Raw genomic sequence first — 2230 nt, forward strand, 5'->3', positions numbered from 1 at the left:
GGCCAGGCTGTTGCGATCGTTCAGGCGCGCAGGCCCGACGGGGGTGTCCGATCCCAGATAGCCCAGGGTATCGAACCCGCCGCCCGGCGTCTCGAACCAGAGGTCGACCGCATCCAGCACATCTTGGACAGAGGTCAGCCCGGTGACGGCCGCCTTGACCTCGCCGAGGATCTCGGGGCCGGTGGCCAGCGCCGGGCCGTTGGTTGCAGTGCCAGCGAACAGCGTCCGGCCGCCGGCCTGGGCATTCAGCGCGGCGACGGACAGATCAAGCATGCCCTTCGCCTCGACCCCCAGCAGGTTGATCGTGCGCGGGTCGAACATGGTCGTGGCGCTCAGCAGGCCGGACCCCACCTTCTGCACGGCATCATGCACCTGCCCGAGCGCGTTCTGCATCACCTCGGTCGCAAAGGCAGCTTCCTTGGTGGCGATGTCGTAGGAATCCATGACCTTGAGCCCGCGCTCGATCGCGCCGAGCGCACGGAAATCGCCGCGCAGACGGGCGGCCGGATCGGCGGTGAGCCCGGTCGAGACCTCCTGCCCGAGGCGGGTGAGACGCGCCTTGATCTCGGTGTTCTGGGCGCGCAGGGCGAAGCCGCGGGACAGGTCGCCCAAGGAAATGAAGGACATGGCTCAAAGCTCCATCAGGCGGCGCATCATCTCGTCGACGGTCTGGATGACGCGCGCGTTCGCGGCATAGGCCTGTTCGTACATCAGCAGGCGCTGCAACTCGGCATCGGTGTCGACGCCGCCTTGCAGCTCGGCCTCTTTCAGAGCGTTGGTGCGGGCCATCGCGAACCCTTCGTTCTCGATCGCGCGCTGGGCCTTGACCGATACAAGGGACACGGTTTCGGAAACGAGGCCGGAGGCAGAGAAGACCTGCCCGGCCAACGGTCCGGACGCGATCGTCCGGCCCGCGGCCAGCGTCCCGGAAAACGCGTCGATCAGGCGGGAATCGCCGACATCGCCCGGCGCCGCGGCGCCGAGACCGGCGCGCAGCCGCCAGAGCGCGCCGCCCTTGTCCGGATCGACCAGCGTGTTGATGGCGATCCGCTCGGACAGGCCGGGTTCCTGCGGCGGAACGGCCGCGGGATCGAAAGGCGCGTTCGCGCCGATGGTGAACAGCCCGGCCGCCCCGGCCGGAAGGGTCGGATCCAGCGCGGGATCCTGAAACCGCTCGACCAGGTCGCGGGCAACGGCGTCGAGACTGTCCTGCGCCTGGGGCGCGACGATATCGCGCTGCTCGAAAAGGGCACCCAGGCGGCCACCGCCCATAGGTGCGAAACTTCCCGTAGCGGCAACGGGTTCGCCGTTCAGGGTAAGACCGGACAGCACCCCGCCGTCGAAAGTCATGCCGGAGACGATGAGGCCCGCGGGGGTGAACCCGAATTCCGAGGCCTGCCCGTCGACGAGGGCGGCCCCGGTGCTGCTGTAGAGCGCGATCATGCCGTTGTCGCGGGGGATCTGACGCAGCGGGACGATCTCGGCGATGCGGTCGACCAGGACCTGGCGCTGGTCGAAAAGCCCGCTGAAATCGGCCCTGCTGCCGGCATGGCTGCGGATCTCGACATTGAGCTCCGCGATGCGGGCAAGCGAATCGTTCAGGGTCTGAACATCGTTGGCGATGGCCGTCTCGGCGTCCATGCGGACCGCCTGGATGTCGTTCGCGGCCGCGCGGATGGTCCCGGCGACGGCCTGCGCGGAGGACAGGACATCCGCCAGCCGGGTGTTGCTGTCAGGGCGGCTGGCCGCCGAGACCAGCGCGGATTCCATCGCGGCGATGCGCGCCGCGATGGAATCGGGGTCGTCGGGCGTGCCCAGCGCGGCCTCGATCCGCGAGAGCGCGTTGGCGCGGGCCCCGGCCCCGCCGGTATCGGCCTGGGACAGTTGCCGATCCGAGATCAGCGCCTGGTTGACGTCGCGGCGCACGCCGTCGACGCGGACGCCACCCGTCGCGATCGTCGAGGTTTCGAGGGAACGGCGGCCATAGCCGTCGGTCAGCGCGTTCGAGATGTTCGTGGATACGACCTGAGCCCCCCTTGACGCGGCGTTCAGGCCGGACAGGGCATGGGACAGGCTTGCACTCAGGCTCATCTTTCACCTCACTTCCACGCTGACCGGGGGCGACCGGACTAGCGTTTGATGTTTGTCGTTTCCTGCAGCATCTCGTCCACGGTCTGGATCACCTTGGCATTCGACGAATAGGCGCGCTGGGTCTGGATCAGGTCGGTCA

At 68.4% G+C, this 2230-nt stretch carries 3 protein-coding genes; all 3 read right to left on the minus strand.

Features of this window, described 5'->3' with window-relative positions:
- Window positions 1-627: flagellin (locus tag ENN83_RS14630; protein WP_414707675.1), on the minus strand; the 627-nt coding region annotated here is incomplete at its 3' end.
- Between the two features lie 3 nt (window positions 628-630).
- Entirely contained in the window at window positions 631-2091 is a 1461-nt protein-coding gene (flgK, locus tag ENN83_RS14635) for a flagellar hook-associated protein FlgK (RefSeq protein WP_287188199.1), read from the minus strand.
- 38 nt (window positions 2092-2129) lie between these two features.
- Window positions 2130-2230 (minus strand): flagellar basal body rod C-terminal domain-containing protein (locus ENN83_RS14640; protein ID WP_287188202.1); only part of this gene is annotated, 101 nt, incomplete at its 5' end.

The organism is Rhodovulum sp., from assembly GCF_011048875.1.
GTDB lineage: Bacteria > Pseudomonadota > Alphaproteobacteria > Rhodobacterales > Rhodobacteraceae > Rhodovulum > Rhodovulum tesquicola.